The sequence below is a fragment of the Allobosea sp. GW821-FHT09G06 genome (assembly GCF_059416005.1).
Window position 1 is genome coordinate 987986 of the sequence record NZ_JBWKOI010000001.1, and the last position, 19105, is coordinate 1007090.

At 66.4% G+C, this 19105-nt stretch carries 14 protein-coding genes and 1 tRNA gene; 7 read left to right on the top strand and 8 right to left on the bottom strand.

What is annotated here, in order from left to right:
- Window positions 1–116: 116 nt before the first annotated feature.
- From AC07NY_RS04740 to AC07NY_RS04750, 3 genes are all read right to left on the bottom strand, one after another.
- Entirely contained in the window at window positions 117–1283 is a 1167-nt protein-coding gene (locus tag AC07NY_RS04740) for an ABC transporter substrate-binding protein (RefSeq protein WP_494583687.1), read from the bottom strand.
- A 182-nt stretch (window positions 1284–1465) separates the two neighbouring features.
- Entirely contained in the window at window positions 1466–2017 is a 552-nt protein-coding gene (locus tag AC07NY_RS04745; RefSeq protein ID WP_492285171.1) for a 3-hydroxyanthranilate 3,4-dioxygenase, read from the bottom strand.
- A gap of 93 nt (window positions 2018–2110) precedes the next feature.
- A complete protein-coding gene (locus tag AC07NY_RS04750) occupies window positions 2111–3085 on the bottom strand; it encodes a dihydrodipicolinate synthase family protein (RefSeq protein WP_494582178.1) in 975 nt (324 codons plus the stop codon).
- A gap of 219 nt (window positions 3086–3304) precedes the next feature.
- On the opposite strand from AC07NY_RS04750, the gene AC07NY_RS04755 reads away from it, so the two are divergent.
- Complete coding sequence (locus tag AC07NY_RS04755) at window positions 3305–4213, top strand: LysR family transcriptional regulator (RefSeq protein ID WP_494582179.1); 909 nt, start codon at window positions 3305–3307, stop codon at window positions 4211–4213.
- A gap of 67 nt (window positions 4214–4280) precedes the next feature.
- Here the strand turns inward: AC07NY_RS04755 and AC07NY_RS04760 are convergent.
- Together AC07NY_RS04760 and cpdR are read right to left on the bottom strand one after the other, a co-directional pair.
- Window positions 4281–4355 (bottom strand) — tRNA-Val (locus AC07NY_RS04760).
- 168 nt (window positions 4356–4523) lie between these two features.
- Window positions 4524–4883: a cell cycle two-component system response regulator CpdR gene (gene cpdR, locus AC07NY_RS04765; RefSeq protein ID WP_038363805.1), complete on the bottom strand. Its 360-nt coding sequence runs from the start codon at window positions 4881–4883 to the stop codon at window positions 4524–4526.
- A 222-nt stretch (window positions 4884–5105) separates the two neighbouring features.
- On the opposite strand from cpdR, the gene AC07NY_RS04770 reads away from it, so the two are divergent.
- Complete coding sequence (locus AC07NY_RS04770; protein ID WP_492285157.1) at window positions 5106–6026, top strand: N-formylglutamate amidohydrolase; 921 nt, start codon at window positions 5106–5108, stop codon at window positions 6024–6026.
- Between the two features lie 309 nt (window positions 6027–6335).
- Entirely contained in the window at window positions 6336–7118 is a 783-nt protein-coding gene (gene hisN, locus AC07NY_RS04775) for a histidinol-phosphatase (RefSeq protein ID WP_492285156.1), read from the top strand.
- Here hisN and AC07NY_RS04780 read toward each other — a convergent pair.
- Window positions 7023–8078, bottom strand: a complete 1056-nt coding sequence (locus tag AC07NY_RS04780; protein WP_494582182.1) for an alpha/beta fold hydrolase — start codon at window positions 8076–8078, stop codon at window positions 7023–7025. The two genes, hisN and AC07NY_RS04780, sit on opposite strands and share 96 nt — an antisense overlap.
- A 264-nt stretch (window positions 8079–8342) precedes the next feature.
- Between AC07NY_RS04780 and AC07NY_RS04785 the strand changes: the two genes are divergently transcribed.
- Window positions 8343–8813, top strand: a complete 471-nt coding sequence (locus tag AC07NY_RS04785; protein WP_494582183.1) for an Hsp20 family protein — start codon at window positions 8343–8345, stop codon at window positions 8811–8813.
- A gap of 63 nt (window positions 8814–8876) precedes the next feature.
- Here the strand turns inward: AC07NY_RS04785 and AC07NY_RS04790 are convergent, their stop codons facing one another.
- Both AC07NY_RS04790 and AC07NY_RS04795 read right to left on the bottom strand, forming a co-directional pair.
- Window positions 8877–9836, bottom strand: coding sequence for a hypothetical protein (locus AC07NY_RS04790; RefSeq protein ID WP_494582184.1), 960 nt, complete (start codon window positions 9834–9836; stop codon window positions 8877–8879).
- 93 nt (window positions 9837–9929) lie between these two features.
- Window positions 9930–10985 carry a threonine aldolase family protein gene (locus AC07NY_RS04795; RefSeq protein ID WP_494582186.1) on the bottom strand — a complete coding sequence of 352 codons (1056 nt, stop codon included), beginning with the start codon at window positions 10983–10985 and terminating at the stop codon, window positions 9930–9932.
- A 616-nt stretch (window positions 10986–11601) separates the two neighbouring features.
- Here AC07NY_RS04795 and gltB point away from each other — a divergent pair.
- From gltB to AC07NY_RS04810, 3 genes are all read left to right on the top strand, one after another.
- Entirely contained in the window at window positions 11602–16290 is a 4689-nt protein-coding gene (gene gltB, locus AC07NY_RS04800; protein WP_494582187.1) for a glutamate synthase large subunit, read from the top strand.
- Between the two features lie 99 nt (window positions 16291–16389).
- Window positions 16390–17814 carry a glutamate synthase subunit beta gene (locus AC07NY_RS04805; RefSeq protein ID WP_494582189.1) on the top strand — a complete coding sequence of 475 codons (1425 nt, stop codon included), beginning with the start codon at window positions 16390–16392 and terminating at the stop codon, window positions 17812–17814.
- 145 nt (window positions 17815–17959) lie between these two features.
- Window positions 17960–18982, top strand: coding sequence for a helix-turn-helix domain-containing protein (locus AC07NY_RS04810; protein ID WP_494582191.1), 1023 nt, complete (start codon window positions 17960–17962; stop codon window positions 18980–18982).
- Window positions 18983–19105: the final 123 nt, after the last annotated feature.

A 19105-nucleotide genomic window follows, 5' to 3' on the forward strand; every position in this document is an offset into this window, starting at 1 on the left:
GCTTGACCCGGGATCCATCGTCGGGCGCTGAGCCTTGTGATGGATTCCGGATCAGCGCCGCTTCGCGGCTTGTCCGGAATGACGGTGTGTTTCCAGTGTGATCCGGGGTTGCCGGTTCAAAGCTTGCAGTCCTTGGCGTAGACGTCGCCATGGTTGCTCAGCACCTTGGTGCCGGTGGTCTTGAGTATCGGCGTGCCGTCGGCGCCCTTCTCGACCTTGAGCGCGTACCAATCCTGCACCGGGTGCTGGTTCGGGCCGAACTTGAAGGCGCCGCGGACCGACTGGAAGTCGGCCTTGGCCAGCGCCGTGCGCAGCGCGGGCACGTCGGTCTTGCCGCCGGTCGCCTTCAGGGCAGAGGCGATGGCGAGCGCGGCGTCGTAGCCCTGGCTGGCATAGTAGGTCGGGGCGCGGTTATAGGCCTTGGTCCAGGCCTCCATGAATTTCTTGTTGGAGGCGTTGTCGAAATCCGAGTTCCAGTGCGCGGTGACGCTGAGGCCGAGCGCGGATTCGCCGACCGCCTTCAGCGTGGTGGCGTCGAGCGAGGGCTCGGCCAGCACCATCGGCGTCTTACCGAGCAGGCCAGCCTGCTGGTACTGGCGCAGGAAGGCGATGCCGAGGCCGCCGGGGTGGAACTGGAAGACGACGTCGGGATTGGCGGCGCGGATCTGCGCCATCTCGGGGGCGAAGTCGGTCTGGTCGAGGCGGGTATAGACCTCGCCGGCGATCTCGCCCTTGAACATGCGCTTGAAGCCGGTCAGCGCGTCCTTGCCGGCCTGGTAGTTCGGGGCGAGGATGAAGGCCTTCTTGTAGCCGAGATTGGTGGCGTATTGGCCGGCGCTCTCGTGCAGGCTGTCGTTCTGCCAGGAGACGACGAAATAGTTCGCGTTGCACTCCTTGCCGGCGAAGTTCGAGGGCGCGGCGTTGGGGCTGACATAGAGCGCGCCGGAATCGACGATATCCGGCACGGTCGCGCCGGCGACGTTCGAGAAGACGATGCCGGTCAGGATCTTGATGCCGTCGGTCTTCAGCATCTTCTCGGCGATCTGCTTGCCCTGGCCGGGCTTCAGCGCATCGTCCTCGACGACGAGCTCGACCGGCACGCCGCCGAGCTTGCCGCCTTCCAGGTCGATGGCGAGCTTGAACGCGTCGCGGATGTCCTGGCCGAGATAGCCGCCAGGGCCCGAGAGCGTGGTGATCATGCCGATCTTGACCGGCTGCTGGGCCAGCGCCGTGGAGGCCGCCAGCGTGGTCGCGATGCCGAAGAGCAATCCGCGCAGTTTCATCATGGACTCCAGTCGTTCCGTTTTGCCTCTGAGATGGTTCGACGCGGCGTTTCTGCGCCGCCGCGCTTAGGCCTGTTCCCGTGCAACATCACCGCGCCCCGGCCGGGACGCAAGGCGCCGCTGCCCGTTATCCAAGCACGGACTCGCCCTGAACGGGGAGCCCGCCTTTCGGTGCGGCAGCGTCAGAGTGCGACCCAGCCGGCCGGCGGCTTGCGGCCGGGATGGAGCGCGCCGCAATGCTTGCAGGTGCGGGCTTTCTCGTCGGAGAAAAAGGCCTCATAGAGCGGCGGCAGGTCCTTCACGAGGTCCCCGACCGTGACCTCGATGCGGTGCACGAGGCCCTGGCATTCGAAGCAGTACCATTCGAAGCCGTCGACCTGGCCGGCATGGCGCGCCGGCTCGACGACGAGCCCGATCGAGCCTTCCTGCGGGCGCTGCGGGGAATGGCGCACATGCGGCGGCAGCAGGAAGACGTCGCCCTCGCGGATCGTGACGTCGTAATGCTTCCCGTTGTCGACCAGCTTCAGCATCATGTCGCCCTTGAGCTGGTAGAAGAACTCCTCCACCGGGTCGTCATGATAGTCGGCGCGCTGGTTCGGACCGCCGACGACCATCACGGTCATCTGGCCGTCGTCGAACACCTTCTTGTTGCCGACTGGCGGCTTGAGCAGGTGCTCGTGCTCCGCGATCCATTTCTTGAAGTTGAAGGCCTTGAGCCGTCCTTCGGTCGCCATGGTTCCCACTCCCGTCCTCGTCACGCTGCTTGTTGCCGCATTTTCTTCACGCGAACCGGTGCCCACTTCGCTCGAAAATGCTCTCGAATTCGATCAGCCGGCCTTGGCGAGCGGCGCCTTACCCAGGCCGCAGGCTTCGAAGGCGGCGCGCGTCGCGGCCTTCTCGGCCTCGGTCAGCTCCAGCATGGGCGGGCGAACGCGCCCGCCGACCTGGCCGAGCAGTTCCTGCCAGTATTTCTGGTGCGCATGCGGCTTCTCGGCCGGCCGCGTGCCGCGCAAGGCCTCGCGCACCGGGTTCAGGCTGTCGCGCAGGGCGCGGGCCCTCTCGGCCTCGCCGCGGAAGGCGAGGTCGGTGTATTCGCGCATGCGCCGGTCGTTCGCCGTCTGGATCAGGTAGGGCGGCGAGGAGCAGAGATAGAGCTGCCAGCCGAGCTCGAGGATGTTGTCGAGCCATTCCTCCTCGGACGCCGTGCTGACCAGGATGCGGTCGGAGGCCAGCCGCGTGAGTTCGGCATACATCGGGCGCGGCACGCTGTATTTGATGGCGACGACGTTCTCGATATCGGCGAGCCGGTTGCAGAGCTGCGGGCTCATCAGGTAGCCGGAATCCGGGTGGCTCCAGAGCGCGATGCCGATATCGACCTTGTCGGCGATGGTGCGGTAATACTCGTAGAGCGTCTCGTCCTGCGCCTTGAAGAAATGCAGGATCGGCGCGTGCACGACGATGTAGTCGGCGCCGACCTTCTGGGCGTGCTTCGCCAGATCGATGACGACGTCCATGTTCTGGTCGGAGCAGGACATGATGGTCTGGCCGCGGCCGGCCGAAGCCTCGACGGCCAGTTCGAAATTGCGCTTGCGCTCCTCGATCGACATCGAGAAGAACTCGCCCTGCTTGCCGGCAATGAACAGGCCGTCGATCCCGAGATCGCCAAGCCAGTGGCGGATGTTCTGCCTGAAACCATCCTCGTCGATCGCGAGGGTATCGGTGAAGGGCGTGAGCGCGGCGGCCCAGATGCCCTTCATATGGGCGCGGGCATAGGCCTTGGCGTCCTTCTTGGCGTATTTCATCAGGCCGGCTCCCGCATTCCGGAGCGGTACGGACAAAGCGGGCATCGTGAAGCGCGGCAGGTCCGCGCTCTCATCCGAAATGCCCTTGCCCGACAACCTCTCCCAGGCAGCCCGACCTATACGTCGGGCGATGAGGGATGATGGCATGAGAGCCGGGGTATACGGCAACTCGTAACATTCGTATGAATTTGGAAGCTATCCTTATAAATCGAGGCATCGATGGCGATCACGCTGCGCCAGATCCAGGCCTTCCTGGCCGTGACCGAGCAGGGCACCTTCACCAAGGCGGCCGAGCGCCTGAACATGGCGCAGCCGGCCCTGTCCCAGCTGGTGCGCGACCTGGAGCGGGAACTCGGTATCCGCGTGCTCGACCGCACGACGCGCCGGGTCGAGCTGACCGAGGGCGGACGCGAGTTCCATGGGGCTGCGCTGAAGATCGTGCAGGACCTCGACACGGCCGTGCTAAATGCCAACGGCCTGGCAGAGCGCCGGCGCGGGCGGATCGTGGTTGCCGTGCCGCCGCTGCTCGCGGCCGTGATCATGCCGCCGACGATCGTGGCGCTGCAGCAGAAATACCCCGGCCTGCAGGTCGCGATCATCGATGCGCGCAACGACCTCGTCGTCGAGGCGGTGCGCTTCGGCAAGGCCGATTGCGGCGTCGGCACCTTCCCGGCGCTCGACGACACGATCGAGCGCACGACACTCGCCCGCGACAGCCTGATGCTGTTCTGCGGGCGCGGCAGCCGTTTCGCCGCGCAGGATGCGGTGGGCTGGCGCGAACTCGCCGATGAGCCGCTGGTGACGCTGACCCGCGACAGCGGCATCCGGCTGTTGGCCGAGGTCGGCTACGAGACCGCTGAGATCACGCTGAAGCCGGCCTATGAGGTGACGCAGATCACGACCGCGCTGGCGCTGGTCGAAGCCGGGCTCGGCATTGCCGTGCTGCCGACCTATGCGCGGGCGGTGGCGCCGGAATCGGTGCTGGTGCGGCCGCTGACCGAGCCGTCGATCGCGCGGGACATCGTGATGATTCGCCCCGGCGGCCGCTCGGCCTCGCCGGCGCTCTCGGCCTTCGAGGGGTTGCTGCGCCGCTTCGTGCGCCAGCTCGCGCCGAGCGAAGCGGATTGAGGGGCCCGGACGCAAAAAGGCCGCCCGGTGAGGCGGCCTTTCGACCCTGTATTGCAAGGGCATCAAATGGTGGGCGCGACAGGGATCGAACCTGTGACCCCTACGATGTCAACGTAGTGCTCTCCCGCTGAGCTACGCGCCCGTCGCCGCCGTGAGGTGGCTTCCGGAAGCGTGTCCGGGCCGTGTGGGCCGCGATCACGCTGCGAGGTGAGGGGGCTATAGCGGCTCGCTTTGCGGGTGGCAAGGCGTTTGCCGCATAAATTCTCACGAGGCTGTTGGCATCCGCATTCGCGCGATGCCGAAAGGCCTCTCAGGCCGCCAGCAGCTTCTCGACCTCGTTGACCAGCTCGCGCAGGTGGAAGGGCTTGGAGAGCACCTTCGCATCCTTCGGCGTCTGCGAATCGGGGTTCAGCGCCACGGCGGCGAAGCCGGTGATGAACATCACCTTGATGTCGGGGTCGAGCTCGGTGGCGCGGCGCGCCAGCTCGATGCCGTCCATCTCAGGCATGACGATATCCGTCAGCAGGAGCTCGAAAGGCTCCTCGCGCAGGCGATTATAGGCCGACAGGCCGTTATCGAAGGAGGCGACGTCGTAGCCCGCATTCTGCAGGGCCTTGACCAGGAAGCGACGCATATCGTTGTCGTCTTCAGCGAGCAGTATCTTCGTCATGGGCCTGATCTGTCGTCCCTGAGGCCTGTGTTTCTAAACGTCTGGCGCCCCGACTCGAGGCCGGGTCTGGAACGGTTGGGTACTCACCCGGCCGCACAGTTGGAACCATGTCTCTCCATAAGGCAACATCATGGTAAACAAGGCGTGAATCCGACGCCGAATTTCCTCAGGTTTGCGACATCGCTTCAACCGCCCCGGTTTGTGTGCTTCAGTCATCGCGAGATGAGCCTGTCCTCAACCCCATTTCCGCCCGCGCCGGACGACGTCGTCGCCGAGATCGAGCGGCCGTTCAGCCTGTACCAGCCGGCGCTCCAGGTCGTGCCGGTGGTGGTCGACGTGCCGCATGCCGGGCGCTGCTATCCGCGCGGCTTCGTCGAGGCGGCGCGCCTGCCCTTGCGCAGCCTCAGGCGCTCGGAGGACGCCTATGTCGACCGGCTCTTCGCGCAGAGCGTCGCGCTCGGCGCGCCGCTGCTGGTTGCCGAGTTTCCGCGCGCCTATCTCGACGTCAACCGCGAGCCCTACGAACTCGATCCGCGCATGTTCGAGGGCCGCGTGCCACCCTTCGCCAATACCCGCTCGATGCGTGTGGCCGGCGGGCTCGGCACCATCCCCCGGATCGTCGGCGACGGGCAGGAGATCTATTTCGGGCGGATTCCAGTTCAGGAAGGGCTCGCCCGCATCGACGGGCTCTACCGGCCCTACCATGCCGGCCTGCGCAGCCTCGTCCAGCGTACGCAAGGCGTGTTCGGCACCTGCATCCTCGTCGACGCGCATTCGATGCCCTCGGCTGGGCTCGACCGCGATGGGCTGGCGAAATCCGACATCATCCTGGGCGACCGCTTCGGCACCAGCGCTTCCGGCTACATCATCGACATCGCCGAGCAGGCCTTCACGCGGCTGGGCTTCAGCGTCACCCGCAACCGGCCCTATGCCGGCGGTTTCATCACCGAGCATTACGGCGCGCCGGCGGCCGGCGTGCATGCGCTGCAGATCGAGGTGAACCGCGCGCTCTACATGAACGAGGCGACGCTGGAGCCGCATGCCGGCTTCGGTGAAGTCGAGCAGGCGATGGCGGCGGTGATGGCGGATTGCTTCGCGCGCTGGAGCGGCTGGCTCGACGAATGGCGCGAGGCAGCCGAATAGCGATTGCTGGCGATGCGGGGGCATTTCCAAGAAAAAAGGGCCGCACACTCGCGTGGCGGCCCAAGTCTAGGGAGGAAACGCCCAAGGAGGGCAATGAAGGTTTGAGGTGATCTCCCCTTCGCAGCGCACAATATGAGAGTGCGCTGCAAAACGCAACTAAAATCAGCGAAATCAATGGCGTTATGCGATAGGCGCATGATGCCGTAACGAAAAGCCGGGGTTTTTCGGGTATTTCCGCGCCCGAGCTTCGGCTTCAATGGCCCATCCGCGGAGTCGATGCTGCGAAGCAGCAAACTGGAGTGCCTATTCATGAGCGCAGTCGATTTCGGCGCCTTCGTCGCGGATCTGGCGACGCAGTCGGGCCGGGCGATCCTGCCCTTTTTCCGCGCGCTGCATGCGACGGAGGACAAGTCGAGGGGCGGGGTGTTCGATCCCGTGACCGAGGGCGACCGCGCCGGCGAATCGGTGATGCGCCACATGATCAAGCGGCAGTTCCCGGTCCACGGGGTGCTCGGCGAGGAATTCGGCAGCGAGAACACCGATGCGGAATATGTCTGGGTGCTCGATCCGATCGACGGCACGCGCGCCTTCATCTCCGGCATCCCGGTCTGGGGCACGCTGATCGGGCTGACGCGCAACGGCGTGCCGGTCTACGGCATGATGCACCAGCCTTTCTCTGGCGAGCGTTATTCCGGCGACGGGCGCGAGGCGCGCTATGAGGGACCGGGCGGGCCGAAGAAGCTGCGGACGCGCCCGACCACCGATCTCGCTACCGCGACGCTGATGACGACCACGCCGGCCCTGTTCAAGGGCGCGGAAGCGAAGGCCTTCGCCCGCGTCGAGAAGGAGGTCCGGCTCTCGCGCTATGGCTGCGACTGCTACGCCTATTGCATGCTCGCCGCCGGCCATGTTGATCTTGTCATCGAGAGCGGGCTGAAGCCCTACGACATCGTGGCGCTCATCCCGATCATCGAGGGCGCCGGCGGCATCGTCACCTCATGGGACGGTGGCAGCGCTGCCGGGGGCGGGCGCATCCTCGCGGCCGGCAACAAGGCGCTGCATGAGGCCGCCATGGCCTTGCTCGCCGGCTGAGACGGCCAGGGCCTGATCCTCGCCGGGGATGAAGGCGTCGAAGGCGGCCCAGAACTGGGCGCGGATCGCGTCGTTCTCCATCAGAATTTCGTGGCGCGCCGTCGGCAGGACCAGCGCCGAGCCGGTCTTGAGCCGCGCCGCGAAGCGCTCGATCGCGGGCGTTGAGACGACAGGGTCGCGGCCCGCCGCGATGATCAGCGTCGGGACCTTCACCTCCAGCGCGGCCGAGGGCGTGCCGAGGCGCGCCATCAGGCGGAAGGCTGTCCTGATCCAGGCGATGGTGGGATCGCCGATGCTGAGTTCGCGCGCCGCGGCCGAGAGCGCGCTGTTGCGGGCATAGCGGGCGGGGTCGCTGGTCAGCCGGTTGCCCTCGAAGGGTTTCGTCGCGATCGCGGTATCGCCGCCGCCCGGAACGAAGGCGCGGCCGAGGCCGAGCCAATAGAGCAGGCTCGCCAGGATTTTCGCCCGGCCGGGATGCGCGATCATCGCGATGCCGAGCATCGGCGCGAGCGCGACCATGCGCGCGACTGGCAGGGCGTTCGAGCGGGCGGCGTCGAGGCAAAGCGCGGCACCCATCGAATGGGCGAGGACGAAATAGGGGGCTGGGAATTTCGCCTGCATCTCGGCCATGGCGAGAGCGAGATCGGCCTCGTAATGCCTGAGCCGCCCGACATGGCCCTTGCGGATGCGCCTGACGAAGCGCTGCGAGCCGCCTTGGCCACGCCAGTCGAAGGCGAGCACATGGAAACCGCGGCGGCGCAGATCCGCGACGGTTTCGCTATAGCGCTCGATGAATTCCGCCCGGCCCTGCACGAGGACGATGGTGCCGCGCACCGGCTTCACCGTCGGGCGCCAGCTGGCGAAGCGCAGGGCGGCGCCGTCCCGCGTCGTGGCGAGCCAGGTCTTGCCGTGCCCCGGGACGGGATAATCCGGATCGGCGAAAAAGGCGGCCTCGGCCATCAAGTGCTCCGCATCGCGGCTGCATCAGAGGTCGCGGCCGCCGCATGCCCGATATCCTGCACAGGATATCCTGCGAAAACATGTCGGTGCGTCGAAAAAGAAACGTGAGCGCTGATTTCGGGCTCGCGAGAACGGCTCTTGAAAAGCCCAAACGCCTCCCCAGATCAGGTTTGCGCAGGCCAGAACCGGCTGCGCGAAAGCAACCAAGGTCCGCGCTCAGGCGAGGCGGGCCGATATCATTGTCGCTTCTTCGGAGGACATATCATGCGTCATTTCGATCTTTCCCCGCTCTATCGCTCGACCGTCGGTTTCGACCGTCTGTTCAATCTCCTCGACCAGGCGACGAGCAACGAAACCGCCCCGAGCTATCCGCCCTACAATATCGAGCGGACCGCCGAGAACGCCTACCGCATCACTATCGCGGTCGCGGGTTTCGGCGAGGGTGACCTCTCGATCGAATCCAAGGAAAACGCGCTGACCGTCAAGGGCGAGAAGCAGCTCGTCGAGGGTGCCGAGAAGCGCGAGGTCCTGCATCAGGGCATTGCTGCGCGCGCCTTCGAGCGTCGCTTCCAGCTTGCCGACTATGTGCAGGTGACCGGCGCCAGCCTTGAGAACGGCCTGCTCCATATCGATCTCGTGCGCGAGATCCCCGAGGCCAAGAAGCCGCGCCAGATTCCGATCGGCAACGGCGGTTCGGCCAAGGTTCTCGAGGCCAAGGTCGCCAAGGCCGCGTAACCCAGGCAAAGCTTTCGATGAAAGCGAAAGGCTCCCGGAAACGGGAGCCTTTTTTGTTGGCCGTCAGTTCATCGGGGCGACCGGGGCGATCGGCGTCTCCGGCTTCGGCGTCGACGGGGTCGGGTCGATGTTCTGCACCGGCGGGATCGACGATGCCTCGGGTGCAGGCGCGGCGGTCGACAGCGGCGGCTTGCGCTCGGTGCCCTCGGTATTCCTGACGTCGCTTGGATTGACGAGCTTCGGCTTGTCGGCGCCGGTCTCCGGATTGGTCGCGCCGGGCGAGGGCTCGGCCGGCTTGGCGGGCTGCGGTGGGGCCGCGGTCGCCGGAGCGCTGGCCTGAGCCGGTGCCGTTTCCGTGGGCTTCACCGGTTCAGGCGCAGGCGGTGCGGCGGGGGAGGGCGGCGCGGTCGTCGCGGGGGCGCTCGCCTCGGCCGGCGGTTTCTCGACCGGTGCGGCAGGTTCCGGCGCAGGCGGTGCGGCCGGGGATGGCGGCACGGTCGTCGCCGGGGCGCTGGCCTCGGCCGGGCCCTTGAACTCGGCCGGGCGCTCAGGCGGCTGGGGCACGAGGCGCTGGCGCGGCGGGGCGTGCTCCTCGCGCGGGTCGGCGCGGGCGACGCTGGGAGCGGCCTGTCCACGCAAGGGAATGCGGCGGATCAATTCACCGGCATAGGCGTCGAGGACCAGGCGCTGGCGCTGGCCACCCGCGGTGACGCCGTCGACGATATAGGTGTCCTCGCGCCGGATCGAACGCTCGATTCGGGCAAGCCCGTAGCGGCGCGCGGCGATGCCGTTGACCGAATAGGGCGAGACGGCAGCTGGCGCGCGCGGCACGACGGCCGGCGGGCGCGGGGCATAGCCATAGTCGTAACGATAGCCATAGCCGTAGCCATAGGCGGGGTAGGGGTCGTACCCGTCATAATAATAGTACTGGGCGCTGGCCGCGCCCGCCATGCCGGCCATTGCGCCGGCCACGACCAGGCCCATCAGCGCGATGCGCCCCGGTGCGGTCGAACGATCTGCCATGCCAAATTCCCTTAACGACTGACTGTTCAGCACTTAGTCTTGTTAGGGATTGCGGCAGGTATGCGGCTGGAAACGGGGCGCAAATGCGCCCGCTCAACCGGCGATCGCGGCCACCAGGCGCTCGACGTCTTCGGGCGCCGTCGCGAAGGACATGACGAAGCGGCCGACGATTTCACCATCCTTGAGCGGCGCTTCCGGCGGGAGCGACCGCGCCGACCAGTCGTAATAGCCGATGCCGGCGGCCTTCAGGCGCTCCTGCACGGCCGGCGGCAGGACGAGGAAGACCTCGTTCGCCTGACACGGCCAGGCGAGGCGGGCCTGGCTGCCCTGCGCGACCGAATCCGCCAGGCGCTTGGCGCGCGCATTGGCGTGGCGGGCGAGGTCGAGCCAATGGTCGTCGGCGAGGAGGCCTTCGAACTGGGCGCCGAGAACGCGGCCCTTGGAGAGCGTCTGGCCGGCGCGCTTGCGCCGCCATTTCATCTCCTCGGCCTCGGCCGGGTCGAAGAAGATCACGGCTTCCGCCGCGAGCGCGCCGTTCTTGGTGCCGCCGAAGGAGAGCACGTCGACACCGGCCTTCCAGGTGATCTCGGCCGGCGTGCAGCCGAGCGTGACCAGCGCATTGGCGAAACGGGCGCCGTCCATATGGAGCTTCAGGCCGCGCGGCGTGACGGCCTCCTTCAGGGCGCGTACCTCGGCAGGGGTGTAGATCGTGCCGCATTCGGTCGCCTGCGTGATCGTCAGCGCCTGCGCCTGGACCTGATGGAAATCGCCGGCGCGCAGATGCGAGAGCGCCTTCGTCACCGTCTCCGGCTTCAGCTTGGCGCCGGTGCCGGGCAGGTCGACCAGCTTGGCGCCGTTGGTGAAGAATTCGGGCGCGCCGCATTCGTCCTCGACGACATGCGCCTCCTCGTGGGTGAGGATCGCGCCCCAGGGCTTGACGATGCTGGCGAGCGCCAGCGCGTTCGCCGCCGTGCCGGTGAGCACGAGGAAGACCGCGACCTCGCGCTCGAAGATCGCGGCGAAGCGCTCCTCGACGCGCCGGGTCCAGTCGTCCTTGCCATAGGGGGAGGCGGCGCCGGCATTGGCGGCGGCGAGCGCGGCCATGACGCGGGGGCTGGCGGCGGCGGTGTTGTCGCTGAAGAAATCCATGGCTTGAGGGTTATGCGGAGGGCGCTTTCCTGCCAAGCGGCGTCGGTGGAGAGGGGGCTTGCGCGCTGCGCCGGGGCAAGACCTTGGGTCATGCCCAAAAACAAGAACCGGACTGCCTGAGTCAGGCTTTCGTTCCGGAAATGTCTGGTCAGGATTCGATTTTGCAATAAAATTTCGCTGCAGCGCGAAATCGGCGCTTGTGCCTAGATTGGAATTCTGGCAAGTTCATCGCAATAGGACAGTGTTGCTGTCCCATTTTTCACCGCGCCGACCAAAAGCTGCTCTAGCTCAAGGTCGCGCCGTCGCAATGGAGCGGAGCATGACGAAGGGCCGGGCTACCAACGCCAAAGCCAATCGTACGCGCGCCGTCCGTAAAACGACGGCCTGAAGACAGGCGCGAACGGGCGAGGCACGCCCGAGGCGCCTGCGGAGGACGCGGGCGCGGTGGAAACAAAGCGCAAGCAAAGCCTCCAAGAAGACGACGGCCGGACCGCCTTGGCCCCATCCTTGCTGCCGACATCGAGTCGGCTCCGAGGGGCGCTGCGGTCGGGATCAAGGACTGACGGGTCTCCCTGCCGGCGCAAGCTCGCGGGGTTCTGGGAAGCGGGGTTTGACGATGAGCGTGACCAGCAAGTCGAGCGGCGCAGTGGGCTTCGAGCGTTTTCCGGCCGTGCGCGATCCGGCGATGCCGATGCATCAGGGCCTGTACGATCCCAATAACGAGAAAGACTCCTGCGGCGTCGGCTTCATCGCCGACATGAAGAACCGCAAGAGCCATGCGATCGTCCAGCAGGGCCTGCAGATCCTGCACAATATCGATCATCGCGGTGCGGTCGGCGCCGATCCGAAGCTCGGCGACGGCTGCGGCATCCTCGTCCAGATCCCCGACCAGTTCTTCCGCGAGGAAACCGCGCGGCTCGGCATTACCCTGCCGGCGCTGGGCTATTACGCCATCGGCCAGTTCTTCATGCCGCGCGATCCGGCTGCCCGGGCGATGTGCGAGGAGATCATCTCGCAGACCGTGGCGGAGGAGGGGCTCGTCTTCCTCGGCTGGCGCGACGTGCCGGTCGACAACAGTGATCTCGGCCAGGCCGTGCTGGCGACCGAGCCGGTGCATCGCCAGCTCTTCGTCGGCCGCCCCGACGACATCACCGATGAGGACGAGTTCGAGCGGCAGGTCTATGTCCTCCGCAAGTCGGTCTCGAACAAGGTCTACAAGCATCAGGAGCGCAAGACGGCGGAGTATTACCCCGTCTCGATGTCCTGCCGCACCATCGTCTACAAGGGCATGGTGCTGGTGAACCAGCTCGGTTCCTACTTCAAGGACCTGCAGGACGACCGCTTCATCAGCGCGCTGGCGCTGGTCCACCAGCGTTTCGCGACCAACACCTTCCCGTCCTGGCGCCTCGCCCATCCCTACCGGATGGTCGCCCATAACGGCGAGATCAACACGCTGCGCGGCAACGTCAACTGGATGGCGGCGCGGCAGGCGAGCGTCGATTCCGACCTGTTCGGCTCCGACATCTCGAAGCTCTGGCCGATCTCCTATGAGGGCCAGTCGGACACCGCCTGCTTCGACAACGCGCTCGAATTCCTGGTGCAGGGCGGCTATTCGCTGGCCCATGCCATGATGATGCTGGTGCCCGAGGCCTGGGCGGGCAACCCGCTGATGGATGACACGCGGCGTGCCTTCTACGAGTACCATGCCGCGCTGATGGAGCCCTGGGACGGGCCGGCCGCAATCGCCTTCACCGACGGCCGCCAGATCGGTGCGACGCTCGACCGCAACGGCCTGCGCCCCGCGCGCTATCTGGTCACGGACGACGGCCTCGTCGTGCTCGCCTCGGAATTCGGCGTGCTGCCGATCCCGGAGGAGGAGATCGTCGAGAAGTGGCGTCTCCAGCCCGGCAAGATGCTGCTGATCGATCTCGAGCAGGGCCGCATCATCGGCGATGACGAGATCAAGACCTCGCTCTGCCTCGCCAATCCCTACAAGGATTGGCTGAAGCGCACCCAGATCGTGCTGGAGGATCTGCCGCCGGTCGAGGCGCGGGCCTCGCGTACCGACGTGCCGCTGCTCGATCGCCAGCAATCCTTCGGCTACACCACGGAAGACGTCCGCCTGCTGATGGCGCCGATGGCGGTGACCGGGCAGGAAGCGGTCGGCTCGATGGGCACGGACACGCCGATCTCGGCGCTCTCGCTCAAGTCGAAGCTGCTCTACACCTATTTCAAGCAGAACTTCGCGCAGGTCACGAACCCGCCGATCGACCCGATCCGCGAGGAGCTGGTGATGAGCCTGCTCTCCTTCATCGGGCCGCGTCCGAACATCCTCGATCTGGAGGGCACCTCGCGGCGCAAGCGTCTGGAGGTCCGCACCCCGATCCTGACCAATGACGATCTCGAGAAGATCCGCTGCATCGGCCATTACGAGGATCGCTTCGACACCAAGACGATCGACTTCACCTATCCGGCGCGCGAGGGCGCGGCCGGCATGGACGGCGCGGTGGCGCGGCTCTGCGAGCGCGCCGAAGCCGCGGTCCATGGCGGCTACAACATCATCATCCTGTCCGACAGGCAGGTCGGGCCGGACCGCATCCCGATCCCGGCATTGCTCGCGACGGCGGCGGTGCATCATCACCTGATCCGCAAGGGCCTGCGCACTTCGGTCGGCCTCGTCGTCGAATCCGGCGAGCCGCGCGAGATCCATCATTTCTGCTGCCTTGCCGGCTATGGCGCCGAGGCGATCAACCCCTATCTCGCCTTCGACACTCTGCTCGACCAGCACGCACAGGGCGCCTTCCCCGAGGAGGTCGATGCCGACGAGGTGGTCAAGCGCTACATCAAGTCGGTCGGCAAGGGCGTGCTCAAGGTGATGTCCAAGATGGGCATCTCGACCTACCAGTCCTATTGCGGCGCGCAGATCTTCGACGCCGTCGGCCTGAAGAGCGCCTTCGTCGACAAGTTCTTCTTCGGCACCGGTACGGCGATCGAGGGCGTCGGCCTCGACGAGATCGCCGAGGAGAGCCTGCGCCGTCACCGCGACGCCTTCGGCGACTCGCCGCTCTACCGCGACAGCCTCGATATCGGTGGCGAGTACATGTACCGCGTCCGCGGCGAGGACCATGTCTGGAAGCCTGACGTGGTCGCCTCACTGCAGCATGCGGTGCGCCTCAACGCGCAGGATCGCTACGAGGAGTTCGCCGCCCAGGTGAACGACGACGCCGAGCGTCTCAGCACGATCCGCGGCCTGTTCAAGGTCAAGATGGCCACCGACAACGGCCGCGCGCCCGTGCCGCTGGAGAGCGTCGAATCCGCCGCCGATATCGTGAAGCGCTTCGCCACCGGGGCGATGTCCTTCGGCTCGATCTCGCGCGAGGCGCATGAGACGCTCGCCATCGCGATGAACCAGATCGGCGGCAAGTCGAACACCGGCGAGGGCGGCGAGGAATCGATCCGCTTCAAGCCGATGCCGGATGGCCGCTCCAAGCGCTCGGCGATCAAGCAGATCGCATCCGGCCGCTTCGGTGTGACGACCGAGTATCTCGTCAACTCGGACGTGATGCAGATCAAGGTGGCGCAGGGCGCCAAGCCCGGCGAGGGCGGCCAGCTGCCCGGCCACAAGGTCGACGCCAAGATCGCCCGGACCCGGCATTCCACACCGGGCGTCGGCCTGATCTCGCCGCCGCCGCACCATGACATCTACTCGATCGAGGACCTGGCGCAGCTGATCTTCGACCTGAAGAACGTCAATCCGTCGGCCGATGTCTCGGTGAAGCTCGTTTCCGAGATCGGTGTCGGCACGGTTGCGGCCGGCGTCGCCAAGTCGCGCGCCGACCACATCACCATCTCCGGCTTTGAGGGCGGCACGGGCGCAAGCCCCCTGACCTCGCTGAAGCATGCCGGTTCGCCCTGGGAGATCGGCCTTGCCGAGACGCAGCAGACGCTGGTGCTGAACCATCTGCGCGGCCGCGTGGCCTTGCAGGTCGACGGTGGCCTGCGCACGGGTCGCGACGTCATCATCGGCGCGCTGCTCGGGGCCGACGAGTTCGGCTTCTCGACCGCGCCGCTGATCGCGGCCGGCTGCATCATGATGCGCAAGTGCCATCTCAACACCTGCCCGGTCGGCGTCGCGACGCAGGATCCGGTGCTGCGCAAGCGCTTTAAGGGCCTGCCCGAGCATGTCGTGAACTACTTCTTCTTCGTGGCCGAGGATGTCCGCCGGATCATGGCGGAGATGGGTTTCACGAAGATCGAGGAGATCGTCGGCCGCTCGGACCTGCTCGACAAGCGCGACGCGATCGAACACTGGAAGGCGAACGGGCTCGACTTCACCAAGCTCTTCCACAAGGTCGACCTGCCGGGCGTGGCGATCCGCCATGTCGAGTTGCAGAAGCACCCGATCGACACCGTGCTCGACCGCCAGCTCCTGGCCGAGGCGGCGGATGCGATCGAGACCGGCACGCCGGTCGTGATCGAGAAGCCGGTCGGCAATGTCGACCGCAGCACGGGCGCGATGCTGTCTGGCGCCGTCGCCAAGAAATACGGCCATGCCGGCCTGCCGGAAGACACGATCACGGTGAAGCTCAAGGGCACCTCCGGCCAGAGCTTCGCGGCCTTCCTCGCTGCCGGCGTCACGGTTGAGCTCACCGGGCAGGCCAATGACTACGTCGCCAAGGGCCTCTCCGGCGGCAAGGTGATCGTGAAGCCCGATCCGGCGACCAAGGCGGTGGCCGAGCGCTCGATCATCGTCGGCAACACCGTGCTCTACGGCGCGATCGCGGGCGAGGCCTATTTCAGGGGCGTCGCGGGCGAACGCTTCGCGGTGCGCAATTCCGGCGCCATCGCGGTGGTGGAAGGCACGGGCGACCATGGCTGCGAGTACATGACCGGCGGCGTCGTCGCGGTGATCGGTCAGACCGGGCGCAATTTCGCGGCCGGCATGTCGGGCGGCATCGCCTATGTGCTGGACGAGGACGGCACCTTCAAGTCGCGCTGCAACCTCTCGATGGTCGATCTCGAACCGGTCGAGGAGGAAGAGGACCTGATGGAGCGCCTGCACCATCACGGCGGCGATCTCGAGCACAAGGGCCGGATCGACATGACCAACATGTCGGGCCACGATGAAGAGCGCCTGATGCAGATGCTCACGAACCATGTCGACTACACCGGCTCGGAGCGCGCCCGCACCATCCTCGACAACTGGGCGGATTACCGCACCAAATTCGTCAAAGTGATGCCGGTCGAGTACCGCCGCGCGCTGCGCGAGATGGAACAGGCCCGCACCTTGCAGGCTGCGGAATAAGCGAACGCCACCCCGCCGGGGCCAGCTTGCGCCCCGGCATCTCGATCAGGTTAAGGCACGCGCACGGGGACGCCCCGCGCACACGGCGAGAGAAACGGCATGGGCAAGGTCACGGGCTTTCTCGAATTCGACCGGCAGGAGCAGAAGTATCAGCTCGCCGGCGATCGCATTCGCCACTTCCGCGAGTTCACGCTCCCCTTGGAGGAGCGCGATATCAAGAAGCAGGCGGCGCGCTGCATGGATTGCGGCATTCCGTTCTGCCACGGGCCGACGGGTTGCCCGGTCCATAACCAGATCCCGGACTGGAACGAGCTGGTCTATTCCGGCGGCTGGGAGGATGCCTTGCGCAACCTCCACTCCACCAACAACTTCCCGGAATTCACCGGCCGCATCTGCCCGGCGCCTTGCGAGGAAGCCTGCACGCTGAACCTCGAAAATATGCCGGTGACGATCAAGACGATCGAGCAGGCGATTGCCGACAAGGGCTGGGAAGAAGGCTGGATCGCACCGGAAATCCCGGCCAAGCGCACCGGCAAGCGCATCGCCATCGTCGGCTCGGGCCCGGCCGGCATGGCGGCGGCGCAACAGCTCGCCCGCGTCGGGCACGATGTCCATCTCTATGAGCGCGAGGCCAAGGCCGGCGGTCTGCTGCGCTACGGCATCCCCGACTTCAAGATGGAGAAGAAGCATATCGACCGCCGGGTGAAGCAGATGGAGGCGGAAGGCGTGACCTTCCACTACAACGCCAATATCGGCGTGAACCTGCCCTTCGCCACGCTGATGGCCGAGCATGACGCGGTGCTGATGACCGGCGGGGCGGAAGCGCCGCGCGATCCCGGCCTGCCCGACACCAATCTCGCCGGCGTGCATTACGCGATGCCGTACCTCACCCAGCAGAACAAGCGCGTCGGCGGCGAGGATGTCTCGAGCGAGGCGCCGATCAGCGCGGCCGGCAAGCATGTCGTCGTGGTCGGCGGCGGTGATACGGCCTCGGACTGTGTCGGCACCGCCTTCCGGCAGGGTGCGCTCTCGGTGACGCAGCTCGACATCCGGCCGATGGCGCCGGAGCTGGAGGACAAGCTCACGGTCTGGCCGTACTGGCCGACGAAGTTCCGCACCTCGTCCTCGCAAGCCGAGGGCGCTGAGCGCGAGTTCCAGGCGGCGACGCTCGGGCTTGAGGGCCGCAACGGCCGGCTCACCGGCGTGAAATGCGCCCGCGTCGACGAGAAGCGGAAGCCCATCCCCGGCAGTGAATTCGTGCTCCAGGCCGATCTCTGTTTCCTCGCCATCGGCTTCGCCGGCTCGGTGATCGAAGGCATGATCGCGCAGTCGGGCGCTGCGACCGACAAGCGCGCCAACGTCGTTGCCAATGACCGCGACTACAAGACCAATGTCGGCAAGGTCTTCGTCGCCGGCGACATGCGCCGAGGCCAGTCGCTGGTGGTCTGGGCGATCCGCGAGGGCCGCCAGGCGGCCCATGCCATCGACAAGGAATTGATGGGCGCGACGATCCTGCCGGTCTGAGCGCCTTCGCATCGAGGGACATGCTCGGCATGCGACAGGATCTGCCTGAATGTTCGGCATTCTTCGCAGGTGCGAATAATTAACTTGACCGTCATGTGGAATGGGAGTGCAAGACAGATTGCACTCCCTGGTCCGGCTCGGTTCCATGACACCGGTTATCTTCACCACCGAGGGCCTACCGAAAGCGCAACAGCTCGACGCCTGGCGCAGCTGGTTCGACACGGTCTTCGAGATCGAGGTCGATGACCCCCGGCAAGGCTTCTCCGCGACGAGTGAAACCTGGGATCTCGGCGGTTTCGGCCTGACCCGCCTGCGTGCTCCGAAGCTGCGGGCGATGCGCACCGCGAGCCTCGTCCGGCGCAACCCCATCGATCATTGGGGTGTCGCCTTCGGTTACCAGCGGACTCTGGGCGAATCCGGCAGGCAGGGCGCGCTCGACGTGCCGGCCAACACCCCCTACGTCGCGTCCTTCGGGCGTCCGCTCGTCAGCCAACGCGATGCGGACGAGCGTTTGCAGCTCTATCTGCCACGCGACGGCTTTCCCGAATTGTCGGCTGTTTTCGAAGCGGCAGAGGGGCGCCCTCTCGGCGGCCAGATGGGCCAGCTCCTGAGCGAGTTCATTGCCCTGATGGCGCGCACCGCCTCGGCCCTGTCGAACACGGATCCGGAGGAGCTGCAGACCGCGGTTCGCGGGATGCTGCTCGCCTGCGTCGCGCCATCGGCCGATCACAGCGTCATGGCCGAGGCGCCGCTGGCCGCGACGCGCAAGGAGGTCGTCCGGCGGCTCATCGACCTCCACCTGAACAACCCCGTCCTGGGGCCGGATTTCCTGTGCCGGGAGGCCGGCATGTCGCGCTCGCAGCTTTATCGCCTGTTCGAGAGCGAAGGAGGCGTGGCGCATTACATCCAGCGGCGGCGCCTGAGGCGGTGTTTCAACGAATTGTCACGGAATGCGGGAGGGCGCTCCGTGGCGACGATCGCTGAGGAACTCGGTTTTTCCGAGCCATCCAGCTTCAGCCGGTCCTTCCGGAGGGAGTTCGGGCTCGCTCCCCGCGATGTGATGTATAGCCGGCTGTCCGCCGCGCCCGTCGAGGCTGCGCTCGCGAAGGCGCGGGCTTCCGAGGCGCCCAATCTGCATGACCTCCTCCGTCAGATCGCGCGGGATTAGAACCGTTCACGGCGCATAACCGCGGACGACCACGGCAAGCGCCCTGTTCAACCGCGCCGACTCGGCTATGATTGCCGCCATGACATCGAACCAGAAGGGGAAGCAGGCGCCGCGCCGCCGCTT

Excerpts from the sequence above, each read along its gene's own strand:
- AC07NY_RS04740 (WP_494583687.1), bottom strand. The coding sequence starts at position 1,283 with ATGAAACTGCGCGGATTGCTCTTCGGCATCGCGACCACGCTGGCGGCC.
- AC07NY_RS04745 (WP_492285171.1), bottom strand. The coding sequence starts at position 2,017 with ATGGCGACCGAAGGACGGCTCAAGGCCTTCAACTTCAAGAAATGGATC.
- AC07NY_RS04750 (WP_494582178.1), bottom strand. The coding sequence starts at position 3,085 with ATGAAATACGCCAAGAAGGACGCCAAGGCCTATGCCCGCGCCCATATG.
- AC07NY_RS04755 (WP_494582179.1), top strand. The coding sequence starts at position 3,305 with ATGGCGATCACGCTGCGCCAGATCCAGGCCTTCCTGGCCGTGACCGAG.
- cpdR (WP_038363805.1), bottom strand. The coding sequence starts at position 4,883 with ATGACGAAGATACTGCTCGCTGAAGACGACAACGATATGCGTCGCTTC.
- AC07NY_RS04770 (WP_492285157.1), top strand. The coding sequence starts at position 5,106 with ATGAGCCTGTCCTCAACCCCATTTCCGCCCGCGCCGGACGACGTCGTC.
- hisN (WP_492285156.1), top strand. The coding sequence starts at position 6,336 with ATGAGCGCAGTCGATTTCGGCGCCTTCGTCGCGGATCTGGCGACGCAG.
- AC07NY_RS04780 (WP_494582182.1), bottom strand. The coding sequence starts at position 8,078 with ATGGCCGAGGCCGCCTTTTTCGCCGATCCGGATTATCCCGTCCCGGGG.
- AC07NY_RS04785 (WP_494582183.1), top strand. The coding sequence starts at position 8,343 with ATGCGTCATTTCGATCTTTCCCCGCTCTATCGCTCGACCGTCGGTTTC.
- AC07NY_RS04790 (WP_494582184.1), bottom strand. The coding sequence starts at position 9,836 with ATGGCAGATCGTTCGACCGCACCGGGGCGCATCGCGCTGATGGGCCTG.
- AC07NY_RS04795 (WP_494582186.1), bottom strand. The coding sequence starts at position 10,985 with ATGGATTTCTTCAGCGACAACACCGCCGCCGCCAGCCCCCGCGTCATG.
- gltB (WP_494582187.1), top strand. The coding sequence starts at position 11,602 with ATGAGCGTGACCAGCAAGTCGAGCGGCGCAGTGGGCTTCGAGCGTTTT.
- AC07NY_RS04805 (WP_494582189.1), top strand. The coding sequence starts at position 16,390 with ATGGGCAAGGTCACGGGCTTTCTCGAATTCGACCGGCAGGAGCAGAAG.
- AC07NY_RS04810 (WP_494582191.1), top strand. The coding sequence starts at position 17,960 with ATGACACCGGTTATCTTCACCACCGAGGGCCTACCGAAAGCGCAACAG.